Origin of the sequence: Pedobacter sp. UC225_65, from assembly GCF_042698365.1 — a bacterium.
Classification (GTDB): Bacteria; Bacteroidota; Bacteroidia; order Sphingobacteriales; family Sphingobacteriaceae; genus Pedobacter.
The window spans coordinates 2,389,897-2,414,635 of sequence record NZ_CP170550.1 but is presented as its reverse complement, the minus strand read 5'-3'; the positions used below and the strand labels follow the sequence as shown (position 1 = coordinate 2,414,635).

Genomic DNA, 24,739 nt, shown 5'->3' with positions numbered 1-24,739 from the left:
AACGCGCTATCTGTTATGAAAAAATATATCATCGGTATTTGTCTATCCCTGCTGTTCATCGCCAAAAGCTATGGGCAAGAAAAAATGCACTTGGTAATCCCACAAGGCCACACTAGTGATGTGCAATGTTTGTTATTGAGTAAAGATGATCGGTACCTGATCAGTGGGGGTGCCGATGGAATTGTTAATTTTTACGATCAAAAACAACAGAAACTGTTAAAGGCTTTTCCGCTCATTTCAGACTTTGGCCGTGTTGATCCCCGAAAACTGGAATTCAACGCTGCACAGACCAAGATATTGATCTTGGCGATTGGGCCATCTTTTTGTTGGATGTTGAAACCTTGACTGCTAAGGTCCTCTTTCAAAAAAAAGGAGTGATCATGAGCGCCTTTTCGCCCGATGGTAAAACAGTTTATGTAGCCACTAGAAATGGAGCCTATCAGGTAGATGTGGCTTCTGGAAAAGCCACCAGTTTATTCGTATTGGAACAAAAAGTAGAGTTTACCAATGTACTGGTAGGCAAAGATGGCAGGACACTTTATTTCTGTACAGCAACTAACTTGACCAAATATGATATCGCGCTCAAAAAAACAACGGTTTTTAATATCCCCAATGTGTACGATGTATTGCCCAATGGCCAATTGTTTGCCTTTAACCTCTTAGATGAGAACAAAGACCTGTACAACATTATCCGTTACAATCCATTTACCTTACAAGAAGTAACAAAACTGACCTTTACCGGAAACTCTTGGCGTTTTAAATATGTGATCTACAGAGATTGGCCACCTTTAGATATGCTCCATTGGTGGAACATTGATGCCAAACGACATCGGGTAATCTTGAGCAATAAAACTGAAGGTATTATCTATGATTACGAAAAAAATGCAGTTACCCAGCTGCCAAAATATAGTATGCCTTACGCTACTTCAGTTATAGCCAGCAATACCGACCCTAATAAATGGTTTATTGGTTTTGGAGGTGGCGAAAGTACATTAGATGTAAGGGCCTATAACCCGGTTACCAATGTCATTTCAGAATCGATGCTTAAAGGAGGTTATGAAAGCAGATACCTCAGTGCCGCACAACATAGCAATGGATTTGTTTCCAGCCCTAAAGTGTCGGATGATGTCAAATATTTCAACGTAACCGAATCGGGTAAACAAGTTAAATTGTTAACATGGGGAGGAGCCAGAACCAGTGCCAAATTGTTCAATAGCATTGGCGAAACCGCTACCCTATCGCCTGATGGTAAATACATTACCGCAGCCAATTATTTCGGTTATAACATGATTGCTGATGTATATGGAGCTGGCCAAACCGCCAAAAAGGTATTCGAATCAAAAACAACTGGCAATATCAATACCATTGATTATTCGGCCAACGGACTAATTGCCTATTTTAACAACAGAACGATATACATCTATGATATCAAAACCGCCACCATCATTAAAAAAATAACAACCGGAGGTGGAGACCTGGCTGTTCATGGCGATAAATATGGAGTGATTGCTGCCGATGGAAAGATGGTTTATGCCATGTATGGTGGTCAAAACAATGCAGGTGTAGAGCTAAGATTTGTGGCTGCTTTTAGTGTAGAAACAGGTCAGGCGGTTTGGAGAAGAAAATTGCCAGAAGAATGTACCTTGGTGCAACTGAGCGAAGATGGGAAAAAACTATATGTAGGTTATGGATTGACCTTGGATGAATTAGAACCCGCAACAGGAAATGTGCTGAATACCAAAAAGTTTAAAGGGTTTATGGAAAGCCCAGATGGTTTCTATATCTATGCCTTGAGCAAGGATGCCTCTAAAGCATATATCTTAACACCAGATGGCCAAGCCTGTGTATACAATACCACAGATCAAACACAACTGTTCAGGTTTCCGACAAGGTTGCAAGAAGGTATTTTCCTAAAAAACGATAGTTTAATGGTAACAGCTACGGGTAGCAATTTAAAGATCTGGGACATCTATGCCCGAAAAGAACTGGCCAGTATCTATGTTTTTAAAGAAACCAGCGCCTACATTGTCATTACACCAGAGGGATTGTTTGACGGGACCGAAGAAGCCATCCGATCAATCTATTTTGTAGAAGGTAAAGAAGTAGTGCCAGTAGAATCTTTCTATGAAACCTATTATACCCCAAACCTGTTGGCCCGTATCTTAAGCAGACAAAAACTGCCTGTTGTTAACGATGTCAGAAACCTGCACCCTAGGCCGAAAGCCCGCCTCAATTATGCGGTAAAAACACGTAACCTGAAAGTAACCGACGATAAACAACCAGATTTTACCAATAGTACAGGTTTGGCAGAGATTGCCATTGAAGCTTCGGCAGAAAACGATAGGGTAGATGAGGTCAGGTTGTTCCACAATGGGAAGATTGTGAATGTGGTGAACCGTAATTTGGTGGTAACCGACGAAAAAACGGGTAGGGTACGACGTTTGTATACCATTAACCTGTTGCCTGGTATCAATACCTTTAGAGGTGTGGCGTTAAATGGACAAAGAACAGAAAGTGCACCTGATGAGATTTCAATCAACTACATCGGCACTGCTGCGGTTAATCCTAATGGACCTCCTGTAGTGGTACAAGGAGATATCGATCAGATCGACCAAGAAGCTACCCTACATCTGTTTGTGGTGGGAATCAATGCTTATAAAAATCCCAATATGCGTTTAAATTATGCTCTGGCCGATGCCACTGCATTTAAAGAACAAATGGAAAAAGGTGCCAAAACCGTAATCAAAAATGTAAAAACCTATTTTGTGACCGATGACCTAGCCAACAAACAAGGCATTGTCAATGCTTTTGAAAACGTGCAGAAAGCTGCCAAAGCGCAAGATGTATTTGTATTTTATTATGCAGGTCATGGAGTCAATCAGCGAAAAGAGCAAAGAATTTTATTTGGTGCCAAATGATGTGACCGACTTGAAAAATGTAGATGAGGCTTTATTGAAAAATGGGATTGCATCTAAACTGCTCCAGCAATACGCCGTTAACATCAAGGCGCAGAAACAACTGTTTATCTTAGATGCCTGCCAAAGTGCGGGTGCTTTTTCTAAATTGATCGAAAGTGATGCGACCCAACAAAAGAGCTTGGCCTTGGTGGCCAGAAGTACGGGAACACATTGGATGGCTGCCAGTGGAAGTCAGCAATACGCACAAGAATTTAGTCAGTTGGGGCATGGTGCGTTTACTTATGCTTTGCTTACAGGTTTAGAAGGCAAGGCACAGATCCAAAAAATGATTACCGTAAATGGCCTAAAGAACTACATCAGCGATATCATTCCAAAATTGATGAAACAATACAACGGTTCCGAGCAGTTTCCTGTAAGTTATGGTTTTGGTAAAGATTTTCCGGTAGAGGAGGTGAAATAGATATCGTCTATCAATGGTCCTAGGTTCGAAACCTAGCGGGATTACATGATTTCACAAAGAGGCTTTGGGCCTCTTTTTTTATGCCTTCAAGTTAATTTAACCAGATCCACAATAATCATAGAATTTAACTAAATTCGCCACCAGCTAAAAACAACTCTCCCATAAACAAGCAATGATTAATGGATAAAATTGATTTATTAGGTGCCTTCGCTTTGATCGCAATCGTAATCTCATTATTTTTAGCCTTGTTTTTGGTTACCGTTAAAACCGCACATCAATTGAGCAACCGTCTTTTTGCTTTTTTTCTGGTTTTAACCGCAATTGATATCAGTGTAAACCTCAGCGATTTGTTCAACATCCCTTTGAATGCAAGGGTTTTCATCAGTTCGTTTTTTTTCTTACAACTTCCAACCTTTTATCTATACGTATTGTCGGTTTGTTATGCCGATTTTAAGCTAAGACCCAAGCATTTGATCCATGTCGTTCCTTTTTTGATCGCAAATTTGATTTTAATTCCTCGTTTTTATAGCGTTGACCTGGCTTCTAAAATCCAGTTTCTTCAAAAAAGCGGCAGTATGTTAGAAATCCAGTTTAACCATGTGGTGATACATGTTCAGGTGGTAGCCTACCTCATTGCGGCTTTTATGCTGTTAAGAAAAGCAAAGAAAATCTATCTCGAAAATTATGCAGGAGCAAGTATTGAATCATTGAACTGGTTGTTCCAGTTTACTTTGGCATTGTCGGTCTTTTGTTTTGTTGCCCTGTTTAAGAACATCTTTAAATTTTCTGAATACCCTAGCATTGCCGAAGGATTAAAAATTGGACTTTTCGTATTTGAGCTGGTCATCATTTTTTGGTATCTATTTAAAGCATTAAATCATCCAAGCTTATTTAGAAATATCGATTCGAAATTGAAACTGGTGCAGCACATCATTACGGAAGAAAAAAATAGCGGGCAATTTGCAGTGGACGAAAATGAATACAGCGAAGAGTTGCTGAAGTTAAAGCAGTATATGGTCGAGGACAAACCCTATCTTGACCCTTCCTTAACCATCCAAGCTGTTTCTGCTGCGCTTAAAATTCCTGTTCGCGACTTATCTGTTTTGATCAATCATAAACTAGAACAGCATTTTTACGATTTTGTGAATACCTATCGCATAGAAAAGGCCATGGATATTTTAAAAGATGTTACAAAAAGCAAGCTAACGATATTAGAAATTTTATATCAAGTAGGTTTCAATTCAAAATCTTCTTTCAATACAGCCTTTAAAAAACATACAGGGTATACCCCAACTGCTTATCGCAAAAATCTGTAATACAGTAATTTGTAATTACTCGTACTTGTTGTTGTAGGTATTCGTACCAATTTTTTGAAACAAAAGCGTTCGACTACTTTTATTCGGTCGCACAGCCTTTATTTCTTCCACACATTTGTATCGAAACAATTATTAACCTCAAACTCGATACAATGAAAACTTCATTTAAACTTTTAACAGCACTATTGTTAATCAGCAACTTTTGTTTTGGACAAGACCTCACCAAAAGGATCGATTCGATCATAAAAGATAATTATCAAAAAAATCCTAACGTAAGCATTAGCTTTGGTTTGATCAAAAACAATGAAACGTACTTTACCGCCTATGGTAACTTAGATGCAGAAAGCAAAACGCAAATTGATAAAAACTCCATATTCGAAATCGCATCGATCACTAAAATCTTAACCTCAAACTTAATTGCACAGGCAGTTATCGAGCACAAAATAAAAGTAGACGATTATATCGACAACTTCTTGCCCAAAACCTATGTGTTGCATGCAAGTCTTAAAAACAAAATAAAGATTTCAGACCTGGCTTCTCATCAATCTGGTTTGCCTGACATAGATTTTGCAAAGTTGATCGAATTAGATCCACAACAGCCTGTAAGTAATGTAACTGAACAAACATTGGTTACCCTAATCAATAACTGTAGCCAACTGATCGACTATGGTAAATACCGTTATTCTACCATTGGATATACCTTGTTAGGGCAAGTCTTAGAAAGATCTATAACAAGAGTTACGATGAGGTTATTACCGAAAAGATCATCAAATCTTTACAGCTGAAAAATACGTTAACGAAAAACTTTGAGGTAAAAAACAGGGTAGTTGGTCATAACCCAGAGGGTGGCATACAAGAATTTTTTAAATGGAATGTTACTGCATCTGCCGGATTGGTAAAATCCAATGCTGTAGATATGGTTACGTATTTAAAAGCAGTATTGGATAAAGAAACCACCATTGCCAAAGCAGCAATCATTACAGAAAGGATTTTTTATAAAGATGAAAAAAGAGAAATGGGTCTAGGTACAAATATTATGACAGATGATAAAAATACAATTTATCTAAAATCAGGAGATTCTATGGGACAATCTTCCCTCATCTGTTACAACAGAGCCAAAAATTGGGGTTTCATCATCCTACTCAACCAAAGGAACTCGAAAATGAGACAAGACCTATTGAATAAAATCTATGACACCGTCTTGAAATAAATAAAGCAGTGCCAAGTTTCCAAGCTGTTTCAGTTTAAACCTGAGCTCTTGTGGACACGGCAAGCCAATGCAAAGGCGCATACAGTTTTCAAATTGGTTCTGTAAGGTAAACATACGCCCAAGGAAGTTCAACGGAGAATGAAAGCTCAACAATGTGTTGTGACAGTACAACAACATCAAAGAACATCCATAAACTGTAACTTTACAAAGTCATTTTTTTGAATATTCCAATAAGTCAGAGGGTTGGCAATCCAATACATCGCAGATGGCTTCTAGCGTACTAAATCGAATAGCTTTTGCCTTTCCGGTTTTAAGGATGGAAAGATTGGCCAGCGTAAGCCCTACTTTTTCAGAAAGCTCGTTCAAAGACATTTTTCGCTTGGCCATCATTACATCCAAGTTAACAATAATAGGCATAGTTTATACAGTTAGTTCGTGTTCGGCTTGGATTTCTACCCCTCTTTTAAAGATCTGCGCAATTACAAAAAGTATAACGCCCATAAATACCCATACATCAGCCCCACCTAAGCGTAAATTTTGTAGGTCTGGCATTTCAATCCCTTTTTTAGCTAGCCATTCCGCATAATTGGCACCCCATGCAGAGAAAATCCCGATCAACAAGGCTACGTACGATAGATTAGAAACGAAATTCACCATTTCCTTGTTGAAAGGCTCAGACATGTTCAGTTTTTTACTGTGCAGAATTCTGATGATCAGATAAAATAAAAATGCTTTAAAAGTCATCGGCATAATGATATGCAGGAGTATTACCAAATAATATCCTGTGTCGTATTGATAAAGATTTGTCAAGTCTGCTTGCTGCCATAGATATTTAAGACTGGCCGGATTGACCAATGCAAAAACAGCATTCGTAATAAAGCCACCAAGCTCAATGCAAACGCCAAAAAATATGATCCATGAAATCACGATCAATACATTCAAGATTTGTTTCGTTTTTATTTCCATTTTTTAATGATTTAAGATTACGATGCAATTATAAATAAATATTTATTGAAAAACAATAAATATTTATCAAAAAACTTTAGAGTTAATCATTCCGTCAAAAGCAGGTTTATAAAATTATGCGGTGCTGATACAGAAAGGCGTTTTTTTAAGGCATTGCCTTGTCCAATTTTATCCAGTAACCAAAGTTAGCTTGCTTTTTATTTGACTTGCCCTTATCAGTTTTTATACACTAAAAAAATAATTTTCGGTTTGCTTGTGATTTTTTGGACCTTGTTACGAATAATAGGGAAAGATGATTTAAAATCAATGCAGACCACTACAACAGTTCAACAAGATTTCGTTTCTACAATCGAGGCCAATAAGGGCATCATATTTAAGATATGTAATTCTTATTGTCCCAATGCGGCAGACCGTGAAGACCTTGCGCAAGAGATTATCTTTCAATTGTGGAAATCGTGGAGCAATTTTGACCAGGCCTACAAACTTTCTACCTGGATGTACAGGATTGCCCTAAATGTGGCCATTTCTTTTTATAGAAAGGAAAAGAATAGCACAAATACGATTTTGATGGGCGATCATTTGATCGAGCTGAGTGATGAACTTTTGGAAGAGGGCCTAGAAACAAACCTTAATGCGCTGCAACAGTTCATTAACGAATTAAAGCCTTTGGATCGGGCATTGATGATACTTTATCTGGAAGAAAAGACCCATAAGGAAATGGCAGAGATCATTGGAATTAGTACGACCAATGTGGCCACTAAAATTGGAAGGATAAAGGAACAATTGAAACAAAAATTTAACAATCAAGATTAAAGAAATGGAAAATATAGAAATTATAAATCTTTGGAAACAATACGACGAGAAATTGGAAAAATCCATCTCACTCAACCGTCAGATCATTGCTGACCTACAACAGCAAAAGGCCAAAAATGTATTAAAACCAGCCAAAAACATCAAACTGTTTGCTGTTATAGCAGGTATCATATATGTGGCATTCTTAGCTTTTCTGGTATTCAACTCGCTAAGTTTCGAGCATATATTCTTTGTGGCTTCATTAAGCATCAGCATCGTGATTACCCTCATTGCAATTGGTTATTATATCTATCATATTAAACTGATCAACGAAATTGACAATAGTGAAAGCGTAGTGCAGATCAAGAAAAATTAGCTGCGCTACAGGCATCTACCTTAAATGTGGTACGTATACTGTTATTGCAATTGCCTTTTTATTCTACATGGTACATCAATTTCGAATGGATAAAAGAAAGTCCGAATATGTTCTATTTTATACACATACCCATTGTACTGCTTTTTGCAATGGCAAGTATCTGGTTGTTCAACAACATCGATGTCAAAAACATGGATAAAAAATGGTTCAGGTTTTTGTTTCAAGGAACGGAGTGGCTGGCCGTTGTTAGGTCTGGACAGTTTTTGAAAGAGATCGAAAGTTTTAAGCACAATTGATAGGTAAGGCTTGTGCATGGTTAGTGGGGATACTAACCATGCAATATTGAAATTTAAAAAGTTTCTAAATAAGCAAGCAGATAAAAGACCTATTGCCCTTTGGTTTTAAAATGTAAAATGCCATTGGTGCATTAAATAACTAGTATTCAGTTTAAATCGATGGCTGGTATGGATTGGTATGTGGGAATGTTGTGAAACCATTTACCGATGATATATTACCGTTCACCGCCTTTTCGGTTCAAGTGGTCAGAAATGAATTTCTATTGGTGTAACAAAAATTAATTTTGTTAGACTAATTAGCAATAAAAATAAATCATAACTATGAAAAAAATTATACTTCTATGTGTAGGTCTAATGTTGATGTTCGGTGCGAAGGCCCAGTTTCCCGGTATGGGGGGTGGTGCCCAGAAGGTGACTGTAACTGGTCGTATTACGGCATTGGTATTGGATTCGGTAACCAAACAACCAATAGATTATGCTACGGTATCCTTGGTTAAGGTAAAAGACAATAAAGCAGTAAATGGTGGTTTAACAGACGATAAGGGTAAGATTACCTTACAAAATGTTGCACCAGACGAGTATAAGCTTATTGTTGGTTTTATCGGTTACAAAACAAAAACTTTGGTGGTAAAAACTACACCAGAAAAGTTAGACAATAACGTGGGCAGTGTTTTCATCGCAGCTTCGGCCAATACCTTGAACGAGATCACGGTTGAAGGCAAAAAAGCCATGGTAGAAAACAAGATCGATAGATTGGTGTACAATGCAGAAGCCGATGCGACCAATGCAGGCGGCGATGCTACTGACGTAATGCGTAAAGTGCCGATGTTATCTGTTGATATGAATGGCAACATCCAATTGCGTGGTGCTGCGGTAAGGGTATTGATCAATGGTAAACCATCGGGTACCATGGCCAGCAGTGTAGCTGATGCTTTAAAGATGATGCCTGCAGAGCAGATCAAAAGTGTAGAGGTCATCACCAGCCCTTCGGCCAAATACGATGCAGAGGGTTCTGGCGGTATCGTAAACATCATTACCAAAAAATCGAATGCGCAAGGGGTAAGTGGTAGTGTGAATACTGCCGTAGGTACACGCCAAAACAATGGTGCATTTAACCTAACCGCAAAAACAGGTAGGTTAAGCATGAACACTTCTTTGGGAGCCAATTATGCCTACACCCAAAACACAAGAATATTTACGGTGAACAATACGCAATTGAATGGTGGTGGCAGCAATAACATTGAGCAGAATGGCTTCTCTAAATGGGACAGGAACGGGTTTAATGGTAGTTTAGGTTTAGACTACGACTTTAATGCCTATAACAACATCAGTACCACAGCCAAGTACAGCCGTTTTTCTAATGGTGGTCCGGGTGCTTCTGACTATATCATTAATGGTTTAGCTTCAAGGAACATTAGTAACATGGACATGACCATGAACAATCTGGACTGGAACATCGACTACAAAAAAACCAGCAAAAAGGCAGGAGAGGAGTTCTCTATCTCGGCACAGTTGTCTACAGGCCGTCAGCCACAAACCTTTAGCAATAGTTTAACTTCGGCATTGATGCCTGGAGCGATCGAAACATTTACCACCAACACGGGTAAGAACAACGAATATACCGCCCAAACAGATTACACCTATCCGTTTAGCAAATCGACTACTTTAGAGGTTGGTGCAAAAGGTATCTTCCGCGATTTTAACAGTCAGTTTGATGCTTCGTCAAGAGATTTTAAATACAACCAGAATGTAGCCTCTTTGTATAGTGTGATCAGTTTTAACCTGACCAAAAAACTACAAGTAAAAGGTGGTGTAAGGGGAGAGTATACCAAGATCGATTTTAACACCAAAACCAGCGGTACGGTAACCAACGATTACCTGAACTTGTTTCCAAGTGTAATTGTGGCGCAGACGTTAAAAGGAAGCACGATGTTGAAATTGAGCTATAACAGAAGGGTGCAAAGACCAAGTCAGACTTACTTGAACCCTTTCCGTAACGAGAGCGATCCATTTAACATTATGCAAGGTAATCCACAGTTGGATCCAGAATTGAGTGATAACTTGGAGTTGGCTTATTCTACCTACATTAAAGGTTCGATTATCAATGCCTCTATATTTTACCGTCGTACGGGCAATATCATCGAAAACTCGATCTCGCCAATTGTTGAAGGAAATGTAAACAAAACCTTAACTTCTTACATCAACGTAGGTTCTTTAAAAAGCTTCGGATTTAACCTTTTCGGTTCTTACAATCCAAAACCAAAATGGACCTTGATGAGCAGTGTTGGAATGAACAGTTACGACATCAATAGCGATATCATTGACATTAACCGTACTTATTTTATGTTCAACGTGTTTGCGCGTTCGGCCTATGCTTTTGGCAAAGGATGGAATATGGAGTTCTTTGGTGTGGCTACTTCGCCTCGTCGTACCTACCAAGGAAAAACAGATGCCTTTTATTTTTATGGCGCAGCGTTTAAAAAAGACATCCTTAGTAAAAAAGGAAGCATTGGCTTAAACGTATTGAATCCGTTTACCCGCGACTTGGAGATCAAGACCGTTAACAACTCGGTAAACAGTACAGGTAAGGTATATCAGAATACACAAGTATTTTACCCATTGCGTTCTTTTGGTGTTAACTTTAGCTATAGCTTTGGTAAATTGAAGTTTGTAGAAAAGAAAAAAATCAAGAACGACGACACCAAACAAGACCAACAACAAGGTGGTGGACAGATGGGTGGTGTGCAACAATAAAGTTGCCACAAAAATTTTGGTTTAAATTCGTTCTATATCAATTTTTATTTTAACTTTGATTATACTACAAGTTAATGTATGCGTTAATTAACTGGTAATAACTAGATCAAAAACAAACCAAATATAAATTCTAGCCTCTGGTGCAATTGTATCAGAGGCTTTTTTATGCTTTAATAATCCTGTTTGTTATGCTGAACGCAGGGAAGAATAATTTTGAACCATTAGGGAATTAAGGAGTGAAGAAAGTTGCCTTTTTCCTATATTTTTAGGAAGGAGATGCTTCGTTACACTCAGCATGACAAAGTTTGCTAGGGTATTTGTTATTTTGAACATCAGGCTCGCGAAGCAGTAAATCTCTTTTGGACAATCTTCTTTAACATGAAGAAATTAAGGTTATGAAGAAGCCTGTCTTTATCTCATATTTTTAGGAAGGAGATGCTTCGTTCCACAGCATGACAAAACTAAAATACCATGTTACTTTTTCTTTACCCTTTTCAAGATCATCAAACTTAAAGGATTGATCGGGTAGCCACTAATGTTGTTCTGCAACATCACCACGGCTTGGTCGTATAATATTGGCACTACAGAAGAATGCTCCATTACCATATTGTCCATTTTGTAATAAAGCTCATATCGTTTTTTAGCATCGCTCTCAAAGTAACTCTGCTCAAACAAACGGTCAAATTCATCATTAAAATAGCCAGTATAGTTGGGCCCAAAAGGAACTCGGTTCTTTGAGTAAAATACCGAAAGGTAATTCTCTCCATCAGGATAATCAGCAATCCACGAACCCCTAAAGAAGTTTACTTCGTTTTTGGCCATCATGTCGCGTAGGCTGGCATTTGGACTTACATCAACTTTGGCCTTGATGCCTAGGTTACTCAATTCGCCCTGTATAAACTCAATCAAATCTTTATAAGTGGTAGAAGTGCTTAAGGTAACCTGTGGCATTCCCTTTCCATCGGGGTAACCAGCCTCTGCCAATAATTTGGCCGCCAAAGCAGGATTGTAATCGTAGCCCTTTACATGGGTACTGTCAAAGCCTGGCATTCCTCTTGGAATAAAACCAGAGGTTGCAGGCGTACCTACGCTATTTCTTAAGTATTTGATCAGTTTTTTACGGTCTATTGCATAGTTAATGGCCTGTCGCACTTTTTTAAACCTTAATGGCGAATTTTTAACGATGGTTTTAGACGTGTCGACCAAAATACCAACATACTCTGTACACAAGTATGGCCCTTTGATCAGTTGGAACTTGCCTGCATATTTGCTGGTCATCTTGCCACTCTTGGTTAAAATATCATCACGATAACTCCCGTCTACACTGTTAAAGAAATCGAGATTTTTTTAATGAAATTCATAAAAGCACTCTGTTTATCAGTGATAAAAGTAACCTTTACCGCATCTAAGTAGGGTAGGCGAACATCACCATCTTTTTCCCAATAATGGTCGTTTTTTACCAAGACCAAAATCTCATCCTCTTTCCAATATTTGAACTTAAAGGGGCCAGTACCCACAGGGTGGCTCCTAAAATCCTTACCATAATGCTCTACCACTTCTTTAGGTACTACCGAACAATATTGAGCAGTTAAGAGCTTCATAAAAGCAGGAAAAGGTTTAAGCAGGGTAATCTGAAAAGTCGTATCGTTCAAAGCCTTGAAGCCACTGGCATCCTTTACCTTGTCGCTAAAGACTCAACCACCAGATGAAGCTACTTTTGGATCAATTAGTCGGTAAAAACTATAAGCAAAATCTTCGGCAACCACTTTTCTTCCTTTTCCGTTTTTAAACAAAGGGTCATCCTGAAAGTATACATCGTCTCTCAGGTTAAAGGTGTAGGTCAGCCCATCGGTAGACATCTGCCAGGTTTTGGCAATGCAAGGCACTGTGTTCAGATCTTTGTCAACCTGTACCAATCCATTAAAGATCTGGTTCATCATCCAAATGGCATTCTGGTTACGGGCGAAAGCCGGATCGAGAGAGGTTACATTCTGGTCGAGGTTGATATTGAAAACTTTTTTGCCATCATCAGCGTTTTTCCCTTTACAAGAGACAATTACCAGTACACAAAAAATCCAAAATATATCGCTTATAATTCTACGCATCAGTTTAGGAATACTATTTTTGCACAAATTAATAAATAATTCAGATGTCTTTTTTAAATGAGGTTATAAATAGTGAAAATGACGAGCTTTTGCGTGAAGAATTACATGATCGAGTTGACATTGTAACACATAAGATAAAATTCATGGACAAGGTGCCCGTGATCTGCTTAACTACAGACAACGAAATCCAACATGCACTAGACCATTTGATCGAATTGGCAGGAGGCGAATTGGTGCCGATTGCCTTGGAAGCCAAAGTGATCATCTATTTCGAACACCAAGCGGGTATAGGAGCGCTACTGGGTAAGGTGGCCGATGCACTTTCGCCCCAATGGCCTGCCGTAACCTATAACCATGTTTATATTGTAGACGACCAACAAACGCTTGTTAAACTTGCGCCTGAACTGGTTGCTATTTTAGAAGATATTGCCGAAATGTTGCATCCTGGCTTTTTTGTATTTGGAAATGAGGGGAAGAATTGGATTAATTTTGGGGTCTGAAGAGTCTAGTAGTCCGGAGTCCGAAGTCGGAAGACCGAAGTTTGGAAGTAGAGAGTTAAAAGTCCGGAGTCCGAAAGTCGGAAAAGTCTTGATAGTTAAAAGTTTGGAGTAGAGCGTTAGGAGGGGGATGAACGATTAACCAGTTAAACAATTTAGCAATTAAAGAATCTAGAGTCCGAAAGTCCGACGACCGAAGTCTGGAAGTGAAAGGTTCAGTTGCGAATAAACTAGTGATACTAATGAACCAATGACCAATGAACCAATAACTAATAAGCAATAAACTTATCCAGCTGCTGGTTCACAAATTTCAAGGTGTCTTCTTTAAAAAATTGTCCATTCTCATCCAGTTCTGTTTTGATCGAAGAGATGTGCAGGCGTAAGGGCATTACATTGAGGTGTAGATAGGCACAAACCCCATTGAAATGTTCTATACCTCTGATGTTGCCATATTTGCCAGAGGAAATCCCTACCAAACAAGCCTTTTTATCAAAAAAACTCTCTGGAAAAGCACAAGCATCGATAAAGGTTTTGAGCACGCCCGGGAAGCTGCCGTTGTATTCGGGTATAATGAACAAAAACTTGCTGGTCTGGCTGGTCAGGTCCTGTATTTTTTGAAATTCAGTACTTCTTTTGCCATATAGGTCGGTATCGATCAGGTTAGCGGGTAGGTCTTGTAGATTTAACAAATTGGTTTCCAACCCCTTTTCTGCCAGTTGTTTCTGATAGTATTTTGCAACTTTTAAGGTATTGCTTGCGGGTCTGTTGGTGCCAGATATGATAGTTACCATGCTAAAATTGTTAATAAGATGTTTAAAACACTTATGGCTTTAATACTAATATTATGATTTAGTTTGTATCTTAGCTAATTGTTAAAAAATGCCTAAATCGATACAAAAATAGCATTTTTTGAAGATTTTTATTGTAAAATAAAGCCATAATCAAATTTGGTGATTTTTTAAAAAGATAGATGAGTAAAATTATTGCTTTAGCAAACCAAAAAGGCGGTGTAGGTAAAACTACCTCGTCTATAAATTTAGCAGCCAGCTTAGCGGTTTTAGAGTATAAAACACTTTTGGTTGATGCAGATCCACAGGCAAACTCTACTTCGGGTATTGGTTTTGATCCAAGGAACATCAAAAATAGCATTTATGAGTGCATCATTAACGATGTAGATCCTTTAGATGCCATTGTGAAGACCGAAACGCCAAACCTTGATTTGTTGCCTGCACATATTGACCTTGTGGGTGCCGAGATTGAGATGATCAATTTGAGCAGTCGCGAGTACAAAATGAAAGCTGTGCTGGAAAAAGTAAAAGACCAATATGATTTTATCATCATCGACTGTTCGCCATCTTTGGGTCTGATCACCGATCAACTCCCTAACAGCAGCAGATTCGGTTATCATTCCGGTGCAATGCGAATATTTTGCATTAGAAGGACTGGGCAAGTTGTTGAACACAATTAAAATCGTACAAAATCGTTTAAATCCAGAATTAGAAATCGAAGGTATCTTGCTTACAATGTATGATGTAAGATTACGTTTATCTAATCAAGTGGTAGAAGAAGTAAAGACCCATTTCCAAGAACTGGTTTTTGAAACAATTATCCAACGCAATACCCGATTGAGCGAGGCACCAAGTTATGGTGTATCGGTCATCATGCACGATGCAAATTGTAAAGGAGCTATCAATTATTTAAACTTAGCCAGAGAGATTGTTCGCAAAAACGGTTTGGTAACCGAAGAACAAGATGTAAATACGGCAACCATATAAATTATACAGATGACATCGTTTCAGCGAAAAACAGGTTTAGGTAAAGGATTAAGTGCGCTTTTAGATGATACTGATGCGGCCCACCCACCAAAAAATGGTAATGATTCTCTTGAACAGACGGCACAGGTTGGCAGCATAAGCCATGTCAATATCAACGATATTGAAACCAATCCGTACCAACCACGTACAGAGTTTGATCAGGTTGCCCTAAACGAACTTTCGGAATCCATAAAAGTACAAGGGTTGATCCAACCCATAACCGTTAGAAAACACGGTGCCAAATATCAGCTTATTTCTGGAGAGCGTAGGTTAAGAGCCTCTAAACTGGCGGGCCTAACACAAATTCCGGCATATATCAGAACTGCTGATGATCAGCAGATGCTAGAAATGGCATTGATCGAGAACATACAGCGAGAAAACTTAAATGCGATCGAAGTGGCATTGAGCTTTCAGATGATGATTGATGAATGTAAGCTTAAGCCTGAGCAATTGGGCGAGCGTGTCGGTAAAAACCGTACCACGGTAAGTAACTATCTACGTTTGTTGAAATTGCCACCAGTGATCCAGGCTTCCATCCGCGATGGAAAAATATCGATGGGCCATGCCCGTGCCTTGATTAGTGTAGAAGAAGAAGATAAACAGCTTTTCATCCACCAAGAAATTTTAGATAAAGGTTTATCGGTACGTAAGGTTGAAGAACTGGTACGTAGCATCAATCATGTGCAGGTAAAACCGAAAGTAGCGCCTGTGGCTGTTTCTTTCGAATACCAAAAACTACAAAAAGACTTGGCATCTAAATTCGCAACCAAAGTGAAACTGAAAGTGAACGACAATGGCAAAGGTGCCATCGAGATTCCTTTTGTTTCTAATGATGATTTGAACAGAATTTTAGAGCTTTTAGATTGGTAATGCGCAGTATATTCCTTTTGATTGTAGGTGTTTTAGCATTTGGCTCGGTAAGGGCACAGGTTATCGATAAAAAAAATGTTGATTCGAGTACTACAAGAATTGATACCCTAAAAAAACCAGGTTATATCAACAAAGGAAGGATTGCAGGTAGAAAAGCGATCAGAAGATCATTGATCGTACCCGGTTTAGGACAGATGTATAACTACGGTCTGGTAGTAGACGATGTTAAAAGAGGCGTTTATCCAGATAAAAGGGTACTCCAAAAAATCTATATTGTTGGCAAGATCAGTTTGATCTACGCTGGTGGAGCATTATTGGTGTCTTCGTACATTGATAACAACAACAAATACAAACAGTTTTTAAGAGAACTACAGTATAGGCAAGTAAACCCAGGAAAAATCTTAGAAGGAAATGGTTTAGAAGGATATACTGGTGATCAAGGTCTGCAAGCCCTGTATACGGGTAAGGCCATCTATAAAAACAATAGGGAAGTGGTACTGATTTCGTTAGCGGTATTGTACGGCGCCAATGTGGTTGATGCCTATGTTACGGCCAGATTAAAATACCACGATGTAGACAACCAACTTTCTTATAAGATTTCTCCAACATTAATTAACGCAAGTCCGGTATATGGTTTTAAACCCGTACCAGGCTTAAAATTTTCGCTCAAACTATGAAGATAGCCTTATTGGGTTACGGCAAAATGGGTCAGATCATTGAACGTTTTGCTTTAGAACGTGGCCACGAAATCGTACTTAAAATTAGCATCGATAATCTACAAGATCTTACAGTTGACAATTTAGCTATTGCTGATGTAGCGATAGACTTTAGTGCGCCAGATGCCGCTGTAGGTAATATCTATAAATGTTTTGATGCTGGTGTACCAGTTGTAGTAGGTACCACAGGTTGGTATGGCAAACTGCAGGAAATTAAAAATGATTGTTTAAGTGGCGGCAATTCGCTAATTTATGGCTCTAATTTTAGTATTGGGGTTAATCTCTTCTTCCATTTAAACAAGGTACTGGCCAAGCTGATGAACAATTATCCAGCTTACGAAGTGCAGGTTGAAGAATCCACCATACCCAAAAGCTAGATGCACCAAGCGGTACAGCCATGACCATTGCCGAAGGATCATAGAAGAGCTTGACCGTAAAACAGAATGGTTGAATGAAGTGGTAGGTACACCTATACCAGATGTGATCAAAAATGAACAATTGTTGATCGAATCGCATCGGATAGAAAATGTACCGGGTACGCATACTGTACTTTATAGCTCTGAGGTTGACGAGATAGAAATTAAACATACCGCACACAGTAGGGCAGGTTTTGCCTTAGGGGCTGTGGTTGCGGCAGAATGGTTACAGCATAAACAAGGCTTTTATAGTATTGCCGACGTTTTTAATTTTAATAGCTAAAATATGAATTGGAAATTCTGGCAGAAGAATACAAATGCCGAACCAAAAAAGAAAAAAAGTAAAGCCAGAGAATGGACAGATGCCATCATCTTTGCTGTTGTAGCGGCTACGATCATCAGGGTGTTTTTTATTGAGGCCTATACCATCCCGTCGGGTTCAATGGAACGCTCATTATTGGTTGGCGATTTCCTTTTTGTAAGTAAGGTAAACTATGGTGCACGGATCCCGATGACACCTGTTGCTTTCCCTTTTGCACACCATACCATGCCTTTAACAGGCACCAAAGCATTTTGGGATGGCGTACAATGGAAGTACAGAAGATTACCTGGACTACAAGATATCAAACGCAATGATGTAGTGGTATTTAATTTCCCAGAGGGAGATACCGTTGCATTAGAAGCGCAAGACGACAATTATTACCTGATGGTAAAACGGATGGGCAGACAACAGGTACACGACAATTACTCTATTTCTTACCGCCCTGTTGATAAACGTGAAAACTTTATTAAACGTTGTATTGCCATAGCAGGCGATACGGTAAGCATGGATGCAGGATTGGTAACGGTAAACGGAAAGAAAACACCTTTGAAAGATTCTGGATGGTTTTCTTATGTTGTAGAATTTAAAAGTTCTGATCTGAACATGAGCTTGTTCCAAGATATGGGCTTTAAGATCGCACCATCGGCTAATCCAAATGTATTCCAGTTTGATGGAACACCAGCAATGGTCGCCGAGTTGAAAAAATCTGATTATGTAAAATCGGTAACTGATCTAACCAGTCCTAAAGAAAATGTTGATCCAACTGTTTTTCCTCGTGATGTAAACCGGAAATGGAACATCGATAATTTCGGGCCAATCATTGTACCTAAAAAAGGATGGACAGTACAGTTGGATAGTGTAAGCATGCCTTTATACGAAAGAAGCATCCGTATCTACGAAGGAAACAAACTAGAAAAAGTAGGCAATGGTTGGTTGATCAATGGCAAACCTGCTACTTCTTATACCTTTAAAATGAACTATTATTGGATGATGGGCGATAATAGACATAATTCTGCAGATTCGAGGTACTGGGGTTTTGTACCCGAAGACCATATTGTTGGCAAAGCCTTGTTTATCTGGATGAGCTTTGATGGCGAAGGTTCGTGGTTCAGCAAGATCCGTTGGAGCAGGTCTTTAAAGGCATCCATTAATTGAACGCATAATTTTTTTGAGAGCATCCCAATTGGGATGCTTTTTTTTGTACCTATCTTTTGTATTGGTATCTTGTGGTAGGGCTAATCTAGCAGAGGGCGTAACAAAGTTGCCGATTGCCCATCTAATTTGAGACTAAACTGAACCAAATTAAGATTTTATGAATTGGAAATTCTGGCAGAAGAACAAGGATGCCAAAGTAAAAAAGAAAAAAAGTAAAGCTAGAGAATGGACTGATGCGATCATCTTCGCTGTTATCGCAGCTACGATCATCAGGGTGTTTTTTATAGAAGCCTACACCATTCCGAGTGGGTCTATGGAAAAATCGTTATTGGTTGGCGACTTCTTGTTTGTAAGCAAGGTGAATTATGGCGCAAGGATACCGATGACGCCAGTTGCTTTTCCATTTGCGCACCATACCATGCCTTTAACAGGTACAAAAGCCTATTGGGATGGTATACAGTTAAAGTACAGACGTTTGCCAGGACTGCAAAACATCAAAAGAAACGATATTGTAGTATTTAACCTGCCCGTTGGGGATACGGTAGCCTTAGAAAACCAAGAACCAAGTTATTATAAACTGGTTAGGGAAATGGGATGGAAGCAGGTAAATGATCAATACACCGTTACCTCCAGACCTGTAGATAAAAGAGAGAACATCATTAAAAGATGCATTGGCATTGGAGGCGATACCGTGAGCATGAAAGAAGGAGTGGTAAGCATCAATGGTAAACCAGAACCTTTAAGCAATACCGGAAAAATGCCCTATCAACTACAGTTCAAAACAGAAGACATCAATATGGATGTGTTGCTCAATTTGGGCTTTAGCACTGCAGCCGGAGAAATGCAACAGCTCAATCCTACAACGTATACCGCATTTGCTACTGCAGAAATGGCCGAACAAGCGAAGAAACTCGATTTTGTAAAATCGGTAACCTTAGCCGTAAAACCTCCATCGCAAGATGATGGCGACCTATTTCCGCTGGATCCACATTACAAGTGGAATACCGATAACTTTGGACCGCTGATTGATCCCTAAAAAGGGTTGGACAGTACAGTTGGATAGTTTAACCATGCCGATCTATTATAGGGCCATCCGTACTTACGAAGGCAATAAAGTAGAAAAAGTTAACAATGGCTGGTTGATCAATGGCAAACCAGCTACTTCTTACACTTTTAAAATGGATTATTATTGGATGATGGGTGACAATAGACACAATTCTATCGACTCGCGTTATTGGGGATTTTTACCTGAAGACCACGTGGTAGGCAAAGCTTTGTTTATCTGGATGAGTTTTGATACCGATGGTTCATGGTTCAGTAAGATTCGTTGGAGTAGGATATTTAAAGGGATACACTAGTAGCACTTTAGCAGATCAATCAAAAGCATCCTGAGCAATCAGGATGCTTTTTTTATTGGTGGTTTATGTAATGCTTGCCATTATTGCATCTTGTTGATGACACATATGCTTAGGAATGACTTATTTTAATCCAAAATCTAAATTTATTACCATGAAACATCTTTTCCGCTTTAACATGTTATTGCTGTTTTTTTCTTTTGCGGCAGTTGCACAAGAAACCCAGATTCCCGTAAACTCCAAGATCAACCATGTAACTGTTTTTATCAGTGGTGCCCAGGTACAAAGGCAAACTGAAAGCGTAGATATTCCACAAGGAGTAAGCCAGCTTGTTTTTTCAGGACTTTCTTCTGCCATCGAAGCACAGAGTATACAGGCCAAAGGAGAAGGTAATTTTACCATCCTATCAGTTACGCAACAAAAGAACTACTTGTTGGAACGTAAAAACTCAGACCAAAAAACAGCTTACCTAACCAACATTACAGATCTTACCGATAAGATTGCTGGGCTACGGAACGAAAGTGAGGTATATAAAGCCGAAGAAGAAATGTTGGTGAAGAACCAGGTTGTAATGGGCCCGAATGTAAACTATGATCTTGTTAAATTGAAACAGGCTTTAGACTTTCAGAAACAACGGTTAACTGAGGCCAAAAACAAACAGATTAATATCAACAAAGAAATCATCAAGCTCCAGTTAGAATTGGATAAGTATAGGAAACAGATAAGCGAGATCGATGGTAAAGGACTCAAAAACTCGAACGATGTTGTCGTTAAGGTTTCGGCCAAGGCCGCCACAAAAGGAAAATTCCAATTAACCTATATGGTAAACAATGCAGGCTGGTATCCTACTTATGATATCAGGGCCAAAGATGTTTCGAGCCCAATAGAATTAGTGTATAAAGCAAATGTTTCGCAGAGCTCTGAAGAAGACTGGAAGAATGTTAAATTGACCCTTTCTTCGGGTAATCCGACAACCAATAGCGTAAAACCCTCTTTAGCGGCTTATAACATTGGTTTTGTAAGCGCTGGTTATTATGGTACTGGTACCAATACGATGATCAGGTCTGTAAAAGGTAAGGTTATATCTGCTGAGGATAATCTGCCTTTGCATGGAGCAGCTGTTCGTGTAAAAAGTACGTCGGTAGCTACGGTAACTGATGCCAATGGTAATTTTAGTCTACAGATACCTCTAGGGGCCAACACCTTAGAGTTTAGCTACATTGGCTTTGATATGAAAGAGCAACCGATCAACAATAGCCAGTTTACCATAAGGATGGAACCTAGCACAGCAACATTGAATGAGGTTGTGGTAACCGGGTACGGTTCTGCTGCTAAGCAAATGAAAGAAGCGCCAGCCCCGATAAGAATAAGAGGATTAAATTCGATGACTTCTAATGCGGTAGAAGTAAATACGGTTGAAAAACAGACCAATGTTACCTTCGATATCCAAAATCCATATACCATTTTAAGTGATGGCAAACAATTTTCGGTAGATATTGGTAACTACGATTTTAAGGCCGACTATGAATATTATGCTGCGCCTAAAATAAGTAGCGAAGCTTTTTTAACCGCAAAGATCAATGGTTTTAACGACATCAATTTGATCAGTGGCGAGGCCAATATCTTTTTTGAAGGAACATTTTTAGGAAAAACCTTATTAGACATCCAAAATGCTTCTGATACCTTGACATTATCGTTAGGCGTGGATAAAAATGTGCTGATTAAAAGAGAAAAACAGAAAGATTTTAACGAAAGGCAGTTTATTGGTTCATCGCAAAGAGACAGCAGACATTTTGTGATCGATGTCAAAAACAGAAAGAGCCAAGTGGTTAACCTGATTGTACAAGACCAATTGCCAGTTTCTACAAATAATGATATTACAGTAGAAAAGCAGGAAATCTCTAAGGCACAATTGGATGAGACCAATGGAATATTGACCTGGAAAATTTCACTACAACCCAATGAACAGAAAAAACTGGTGCTGAAATATCAGGTTAAATATCCTAAGAACAAGCCAATCAATATTGAATAAAGCCCATAAAAAAAGCATCGCTAAAAGTAGCGATGCTTTTTTTATATGATTTTTGACTACATCTTAGCCTTATCGTCCAATAATTTAATAGCGGTTGCCTTGAAACGATTTTTAACAATGCTTCCGGTTACTTCTGCTTTGCTAATGGCGTTGCAAAAGCCATGTTCATCATGTGCATCACCAAAATCATCTATCTTTTTGCCATCTACAAAGTACGATTTGCCATCGATCCTAACCGCTAGCTCGCAGTCTTTGCCTTTCATCTTAAATTGGCAAGTGCCACAAGAAATATCTACAATCTGATTTTTTAGCACCTTTGGCGCCGCAGTTGTTTTTTTAGCAGGGCTTTGTGCACTTGCAGTAATGCCGAACAAAGCTAAAAATAAAAGAAGTGTGAGTTGTTTCATCAGGGTTTAAGTTATTTATTAAAGTTAAGACTAAGAAAGGAAATACTATTCATGTTTATCTATATTTATTTGTAATTTGTTGAACAAACCACCCTAACAAATGAAATTGATCAAGGCCATTTTGTTCGTGTTGCTATTGCCAACTGTTGTTTATGCACAGGCTAAATCCGATACCTTAACAGTTAAAAAAGGTTATCCAGTTGTCTTGAATAAAGACACCTTGTTTTATGTGATGAACAAGTTTGGATCGCTCTCTGCCCAAGAACGTGCAGCGCGGACTTCAAGCCTATTGCAAAAAATGGAAGAGAACCTGACGATGGTGCCCGATTCTATCAAGACTTATCCAGATGGAGAAAATGCACAGCTTACGCTTAATGATGATGTTATTGTAAGTGTTTCGAAAGCGGATGCAGACAGTTTAGCTACTCATGTAGACGATCTGGCCAAAACCTATCGGACCACAATTGTCAATTCTATTAAACAATACAAATCGCAGAACGACATTACTGAGCTACTGACCAGAGGTGGTTTAGGACTTTTGATTTTGGTGTTATTGGGTACAGCTATCTTTTTGTTGAACAAATACTCGAACCGTATCCGTAATTTTTTTACCAAATACCTGTCAACTCGATTAAATGGAATTAAGATCAAGGATTACGAATTGGTCTCTAAAAGTGGTGAACTGATGTTTTTGCACAGGATATTTAATATCGTGAAGTATATCTTCATTTTATTGATCGTTTACCTCACTTTGCCTTTGATCTTTAGGTTGTTCCCATGGACAAAAGGCTGGAGCGACCTCTTGCTCAATTTTATCCTTAATCCACTACGTCAGGTCCTCGACAAGACAATCAAGTTTATCCCTGACCTGATCAGCATCATTGTGATCTATTTTGTATTTCACTACATTAACAAGCTGATCAAATTCTTGGCCACGGAAATAGAAACAGGAAAACTGACCATTAATGGATTTTTTCCAGATTGGGCAAAACCTACCTATAACATTGTTCGTTTTGTATTGTATGCCTTTATGTTGGTGGTGATATGGCCATTTATCCCAGGTTCTGATTCGGATATCTTTAAAGGCGTTTCTGTGTTTTTGGGACTTTTGATCTCTTTAGGTTCATCAACTGCCATTGGAAATATTGTAGCGGGTTTGGTAATTACCTATATGCGACCGTTTAGGTTGGGAGACTGGGTGAGGATTGGCGATGTGACAGGCGATGTGATCGAAAAGGCCTTTTTGGTAACCAGGCTTAAGACGATCAAAAACGAAATTGTCACCATCCCTAATAGTGCCATATTAAATGGAAATACCCTAAATTATAATGTACTGGCAGCAAATGAAGGATTGATCGTACATACCACTGTAACGATTGGTTATGATAATCCTTGGCATACCGTGCACGAGCTGTTGATCCAAGCTGCAATGGAGACAGAAGGTGTCGATAAGGATAAAAAACCTTTTGTGCTACAGACCAGTTTAGACGATTGGTATGTTTCTTATCAAGTGAACGCTTACACCAAAGAACCCAATCGAATGGCACAGATCTACTCTAACTTGCACCAGAACATTCAGGACAACTTTAACAAAGCAGGGGTAGAGATCATGTCGCCACATTACCAAACCTTAAGAGATGGAAATGAGATCGCAATACCTCCATCTTACCGACCCAAAGATTATGAGGTTCCAGGTTTTAATGTGGCTAATCAAGCATCAAAAAACAAAAATTAATGATATTTTCAATTCAATAGCCATTTCATTAGGTCTATTGGGTCTACAATACTCCACGAGTGGGGGTGTCTTTGCCCTCCGTTCCTTATGCCTTTATTTTCGGTTAAGATCAATTCAACCCTTTGGTTAGGTGATTTTTGAAGGAGTTTGTTAATGTAGCCCGCATCATCAGTAATATTCATATCTGACAGGTCCATGTTCCTGTTTTTGATCCACCATAAAATATC

Annotated in this window: 20 protein-coding genes and 5 pseudogenes; 18 read left to right on the top strand and 7 right to left on the bottom strand. The window is 38.9% G+C overall.

All coding sequences use genetic code 11. From position 1 onward, the window contains the following. Positions 1 to 15: 15 nt before the first annotated feature. The 5 genes and pseudogenes from ACFJIZ_RS12690 to ACFJIZ_RS12670 all read left to right on the top strand — a co-directional run bounded on the left by ACFJIZ_RS12690 (position 16) and on the right by ACFJIZ_RS12670 (position 5,904). Positions 16 to 345, top strand: coding sequence for a WD40 repeat domain-containing protein (locus ACFJIZ_RS12690; RefSeq protein ID WP_379084480.1), 330 nt, complete (start codon positions 16 to 18; stop codon positions 343 to 345). Next, positions 342 to 2,918 carry a caspase family protein gene (locus tag ACFJIZ_RS12685; RefSeq protein WP_379084477.1) on the top strand — a complete coding sequence of 859 codons (2,577 nt, stop codon included), beginning with the start codon at positions 342 to 344 and terminating at the stop codon, positions 2,916 to 2,918. The genes ACFJIZ_RS12690 and ACFJIZ_RS12685 overlap by 4 nt, the downstream gene beginning before the upstream one ends. Further along, on the top strand, positions 2,869 to 3,378 hold the full coding sequence (locus ACFJIZ_RS12680; RefSeq protein ID WP_379084475.1) for a caspase domain-containing protein: 510 nt from the start codon (positions 2,869 to 2,871) through the stop codon (positions 3,376 to 3,378). Before ACFJIZ_RS12685 ends, ACFJIZ_RS12680 begins: the two co-directional genes overlap by 50 nt. A 179-nt stretch (positions 3,379 to 3,557) precedes the next feature. Continuing rightward, on the top strand, positions 3,558 to 4,694 hold the full coding sequence (locus ACFJIZ_RS12675; protein ID WP_379084472.1) for a helix-turn-helix domain-containing protein: 1,137 nt from the start codon (positions 3,558 to 3,560) through the stop codon (positions 4,692 to 4,694). Between the two features lie 152 nt (positions 4,695 to 4,846). Further along, positions 4,847 to 5,904, top strand: a pseudogene (locus ACFJIZ_RS12670) (serine hydrolase domain-containing protein). A 210-nt stretch (positions 5,905 to 6,114) separates the two neighbouring features. Here the strand turns inward: ACFJIZ_RS12670 and ACFJIZ_RS12665 are convergent. Then, on the bottom strand, positions 6,115 to 6,321 hold the full coding sequence (locus ACFJIZ_RS12665; RefSeq protein ID WP_379084469.1) for a helix-turn-helix domain-containing protein: 207 nt from the start codon (positions 6,319 to 6,321) through the stop codon (positions 6,115 to 6,117). 3 nt (positions 6,322 to 6,324) lie between these two features. Beyond that, positions 6,325 to 6,870, bottom strand: a complete 546-nt coding sequence (locus ACFJIZ_RS12660) for a DUF2975 domain-containing protein (protein WP_379084467.1) — start codon at positions 6,868 to 6,870, stop codon at positions 6,325 to 6,327. A 306-nt stretch (positions 6,871 to 7,176) separates the two neighbouring features. On the opposite strand from ACFJIZ_RS12660, the gene ACFJIZ_RS12655 reads away from it, so the two are divergent. The 4 genes from ACFJIZ_RS12655 to ACFJIZ_RS12640 all read left to right on the top strand — a co-directional run bounded on the left by ACFJIZ_RS12655 (position 7,177) and on the right by ACFJIZ_RS12640 (position 11,088). Continuing rightward, positions 7,177 to 7,683: an RNA polymerase sigma factor gene (locus tag ACFJIZ_RS12655; RefSeq protein WP_379084464.1), complete on the top strand. Its 507-nt coding sequence runs from the start codon at positions 7,177 to 7,179 to the stop codon at positions 7,681 to 7,683. A 4-nt stretch (positions 7,684 to 7,687) separates the two neighbouring features. After that, positions 7,688 to 8,038 (top strand): hypothetical protein, encoded by a 351-nt coding sequence (locus ACFJIZ_RS12650; RefSeq protein WP_379084461.1) that lies wholly within the window; start codon positions 7,688 to 7,690, stop codon positions 8,036 to 8,038. 26 nt (positions 8,039 to 8,064) lie between these two features. Continuing rightward, on the top strand, positions 8,065 to 8,334 hold the full coding sequence (locus tag ACFJIZ_RS12645; RefSeq protein ID WP_379084458.1) for a hypothetical protein: 270 nt from the start codon (positions 8,065 to 8,067) through the stop codon (positions 8,332 to 8,334). A gap of 321 nt (positions 8,335 to 8,655) precedes the next feature. Then, on the top strand, positions 8,656 to 11,088 hold the full coding sequence (locus ACFJIZ_RS12640) for a TonB-dependent receptor domain-containing protein (protein ID WP_379084455.1): 2,433 nt from the start codon (positions 8,656 to 8,658) through the stop codon (positions 11,086 to 11,088). A 474-nt stretch (positions 11,089 to 11,562) separates the two neighbouring features. On the opposite strand, the gene ACFJIZ_RS12635 is transcribed toward ACFJIZ_RS12640, so the two are convergent. Then, the gene (locus ACFJIZ_RS12635; RefSeq protein WP_379084452.1) at positions 11,563 to 12,366 is read right to left on the bottom strand and encodes an ABC transporter substrate-binding protein; all 804 of its coding nucleotides are present in this window, start codon (positions 12,364 to 12,366) and stop codon (positions 11,563 to 11,565) included. Between the two features lie 41 nt (positions 12,367 to 12,407). Continuing rightward, positions 12,408 to 13,025, bottom strand: a pseudogene (locus ACFJIZ_RS12630) (ABC transporter substrate-binding protein). Positions 13,026 to 13,237: 212 nt separating this feature from the next. Between ACFJIZ_RS12630 and ACFJIZ_RS12625 the strand changes: the two are divergent. Next, complete coding sequence (locus tag ACFJIZ_RS12625) at positions 13,238 to 13,693, top strand: hypothetical protein (protein ID WP_379084449.1); 456 nt, start codon at positions 13,238 to 13,240, stop codon at positions 13,691 to 13,693. A 266-nt stretch (positions 13,694 to 13,959) separates the two neighbouring features. Here ACFJIZ_RS12625 and ACFJIZ_RS12620 read toward each other — a convergent pair whose 3' ends face one another. Then, positions 13,960 to 14,481 carry an NADPH-dependent FMN reductase gene (locus tag ACFJIZ_RS12620; RefSeq protein WP_379084446.1) on the bottom strand — a complete coding sequence of 174 codons (522 nt, stop codon included), beginning with the start codon at positions 14,479 to 14,481 and terminating at the stop codon, positions 13,960 to 13,962. A gap of 179 nt (positions 14,482 to 14,660) precedes the next feature. On the opposite strand from ACFJIZ_RS12620, the pseudogene ACFJIZ_RS12615 reads away from it, so the two are divergent. The 7 genes and pseudogenes from ACFJIZ_RS12615 (at position 14,661) to ACFJIZ_RS12585 (ending at position 22,370) form a co-directional block, all read left to right on the top strand. Then, positions 14,661 to 15,465: pseudogene (locus tag ACFJIZ_RS12615) on the top strand (ParA family protein). Positions 15,466 to 15,474: 9 nt separating this feature from the next. Then, positions 15,475 to 16,374: a ParB/RepB/Spo0J family partition protein gene (locus ACFJIZ_RS12610; RefSeq protein ID WP_379084443.1), complete on the top strand. Its 900-nt coding sequence runs from the start codon at positions 15,475 to 15,477 to the stop codon at positions 16,372 to 16,374. Continuing rightward, complete coding sequence (locus ACFJIZ_RS12605) at positions 16,374 to 17,051, top strand: DUF5683 domain-containing protein (RefSeq protein WP_379084440.1); 678 nt, start codon at positions 16,374 to 16,376, stop codon at positions 17,049 to 17,051. Before ACFJIZ_RS12610 ends, ACFJIZ_RS12605 begins: the two co-directional genes overlap by 1 nt. After that, a pseudogene (gene dapB / locus ACFJIZ_RS12600) lies at positions 17,048 to 17,789 on the top strand (4-hydroxy-tetrahydrodipicolinate reductase). The gene ACFJIZ_RS12605 and the pseudogene dapB overlap by 4 nt, the downstream one beginning before the upstream one ends. A 3-nt stretch (positions 17,790 to 17,792) precedes the next feature. Continuing rightward, the gene (gene lepB, locus ACFJIZ_RS12595; protein WP_379084437.1) at positions 17,793 to 18,983 is read left to right on the top strand and encodes a signal peptidase I; all 1,191 of its coding nucleotides are present in this window, start codon (positions 17,793 to 17,795) and stop codon (positions 18,981 to 18,983) included. Positions 18,984 to 19,140: 157 nt separating this feature from the next. Then, positions 19,141 to 20,341, top strand: a pseudogene (lepB, locus tag ACFJIZ_RS12590) (signal peptidase I). Positions 20,342 to 20,492: 151 nt separating this feature from the next. Continuing rightward, positions 20,493 to 22,370 carry a mucoidy inhibitor MuiA family protein gene (locus tag ACFJIZ_RS12585; protein WP_379084434.1) on the top strand — a complete coding sequence of 626 codons (1,878 nt, stop codon included), beginning with the start codon at positions 20,493 to 20,495 and terminating at the stop codon, positions 22,368 to 22,370. 56 nt (positions 22,371 to 22,426) lie between these two features. Here ACFJIZ_RS12585 and ACFJIZ_RS12580 read toward each other — a convergent pair whose 3' ends face one another. After that, complete coding sequence (locus ACFJIZ_RS12580; RefSeq protein ID WP_379084431.1) at positions 22,427 to 22,777, bottom strand: DUF6370 family protein; 351 nt, start codon at positions 22,775 to 22,777, stop codon at positions 22,427 to 22,429. A gap of 100 nt (positions 22,778 to 22,877) precedes the next feature. Here ACFJIZ_RS12580 and ACFJIZ_RS12575 point away from each other — a divergent pair, with 100 nt between their 5' ends. Continuing rightward, positions 22,878 to 24,512 carry a mechanosensitive ion channel family protein gene (locus tag ACFJIZ_RS12575; protein ID WP_379084428.1) on the top strand — a complete coding sequence of 545 codons (1,635 nt, stop codon included), beginning with the start codon at positions 22,878 to 22,880 and terminating at the stop codon, positions 24,510 to 24,512. An 8-nt stretch (positions 24,513 to 24,520) separates the two neighbouring features. Here the strand turns inward: ACFJIZ_RS12575 and ACFJIZ_RS12570 are convergent, their stop codons facing one another. Then, on the bottom strand, positions 24,521 to 24,709 hold the full coding sequence (locus ACFJIZ_RS12570) for a hypothetical protein (RefSeq protein WP_379084425.1): 189 nt from the start codon (positions 24,707 to 24,709) through the stop codon (positions 24,521 to 24,523). Positions 24,710 to 24,739 lie beyond the last annotated feature (30 nt).

Bases quoted from the DNA above. Each gene is read 5' to 3' on its own strand.
- ACFJIZ_RS12690 (WP_379084480.1), top strand. From the start codon at position 16: ATGAAAAAATATATCATCGGTATTTGTCTATCCCTGCTGTTCATCGCC.
- ACFJIZ_RS12680 (WP_379084475.1), top strand. From the start codon at position 2,869: ATGGAGTCAATCAGCGAAAAGAGCAAAGAATTTTATTTGGTGCCAAAT.
- ACFJIZ_RS12675 (WP_379084472.1), top strand. From the start codon at position 3,558: ATGGATAAAATTGATTTATTAGGTGCCTTCGCTTTGATCGCAATCGTA.
- ACFJIZ_RS12665 (WP_379084469.1), bottom strand. From the start codon at position 6,321: ATGCCTATTATTGTTAACTTGGATGTAATGATGGCCAAGCGAAAAATG.
- ACFJIZ_RS12660 (WP_379084467.1), bottom strand. From the start codon at position 6,870: ATGGAAATAAAAACGAAACAAATCTTGAATGTATTGATCGTGATTTCA.
- ACFJIZ_RS12655 (WP_379084464.1), top strand. From the start codon at position 7,177: ATGCAGACCACTACAACAGTTCAACAAGATTTCGTTTCTACAATCGAG.
- ACFJIZ_RS12650 (WP_379084461.1), top strand. From the start codon at position 7,688: ATGGAAAATATAGAAATTATAAATCTTTGGAAACAATACGACGAGAAA.
- ACFJIZ_RS12640 (WP_379084455.1), top strand. From the start codon at position 8,656: ATGAAAAAAATTATACTTCTATGTGTAGGTCTAATGTTGATGTTCGGT.
- ACFJIZ_RS12635 (WP_379084452.1), bottom strand. From the start codon at position 12,366: ATGACCAGCAAATATGCAGGCAAGTTCCAACTGATCAAAGGGCCATAC.
- ACFJIZ_RS12625 (WP_379084449.1), top strand. From the start codon at position 13,238: ATGTCTTTTTTAAATGAGGTTATAAATAGTGAAAATGACGAGCTTTTG.
- ACFJIZ_RS12620 (WP_379084446.1), bottom strand. From the start codon at position 14,481: ATGGTAACTATCATATCTGGCACCAACAGACCCGCAAGCAATACCTTA.
- ACFJIZ_RS12610 (WP_379084443.1), top strand. From the start codon at position 15,475: ATGACATCGTTTCAGCGAAAAACAGGTTTAGGTAAAGGATTAAGTGCG.
- ACFJIZ_RS12605 (WP_379084440.1), top strand. From the start codon at position 16,374: ATGCGCAGTATATTCCTTTTGATTGTAGGTGTTTTAGCATTTGGCTCG.
- lepB (WP_379084437.1), top strand. From the start codon at position 17,793: ATGAATTGGAAATTCTGGCAGAAGAATACAAATGCCGAACCAAAAAAG.
- ACFJIZ_RS12585 (WP_379084434.1), top strand. From the start codon at position 20,493: ATGAAACATCTTTTCCGCTTTAACATGTTATTGCTGTTTTTTTCTTTT.
- ACFJIZ_RS12580 (WP_379084431.1), bottom strand. From the start codon at position 22,777: ATGAAACAACTCACACTTCTTTTATTTTTAGCTTTGTTCGGCATTACT.
- ACFJIZ_RS12575 (WP_379084428.1), top strand. From the start codon at position 22,878: ATGAAATTGATCAAGGCCATTTTGTTCGTGTTGCTATTGCCAACTGTT.
- ACFJIZ_RS12570 (WP_379084425.1), bottom strand. From the start codon at position 24,709: ATGGACCTGTCAGATATGAATATTACTGATGATGCGGGCTACATTAAC.